The organism is Vibrio sp. 2132-1, assembly GCF_033344315.1.
Map to the genome: position 1 here is coordinate 1 of NZ_JAWPON010000477.1, position 629 is coordinate 629.

The following is a 629-nucleotide window of genomic DNA, read 5'->3' on the forward strand; positions in this document are numbered from 1 at the left end:
TGTTGTTCTGCAGGGTGCTGAAAACGGTTAACCACATTGCCGGCTTCGGTCGGCTCTAGTCAGCGCAGCTGCATTATCGTGGCTGCATATTAAGAAGTCGTTGTGCACTTAGCTTGATAAATTCGAGCGGGCTGAGTGCGTCTTAAAAAAGGTGAGTGTCATGGAACAAACTTGGCGTTGGTACGGTCCGAATGACCCTGTGTCGCTAGACGATATTCGTCAAGCAGGCGCAACAGGCATTGTGAATGCCTTGCATCACATTCCAAATGGTGAAGTGTGGTCTAAAGAAGAGATTTTAAAACGTAAAGCCATCATCGAAGAGAAAGGCTTAACGTGGTCGGTGGTTGAAAGTGTTCCTGTTCACGAAGAAATCAAAACTCAGACGGGCAACTTCCAACAATGGATCGACAACTACAAGCAAACCCTGCGTAACCTTGCAGAGTGCGGTATCGACACCGTTTGCTACAACTTTATGCCGGTGCTTGACTGGACGCGCACCGACTTAGAATTTGAAATGCCAGATGGCTCTAAAGCGCTGCGTTTTGACCAAATCGCCTTTGCGGCATTTGAGCTGCACATTCTCAAGCGTCCGGGCGCGGAAGCGGATTACACCGAAGCTGAACAAGCGC

Annotated in this window: 1 protein-coding gene; it reads left to right on the forward strand. The window is 49.1% G+C overall.

What is annotated here, in order from left to right; all coding sequences use genetic code 11:
- Positions 1 to 160 precede the first annotated feature (160 nt).
- Positions 161 to 629, forward strand: a 469-nt coding sequence (uxuA, locus tag R8N47_RS26145) for a mannonate dehydratase (protein ID WP_318186221.1), incomplete at its 3' end; no start/stop codon positions are given.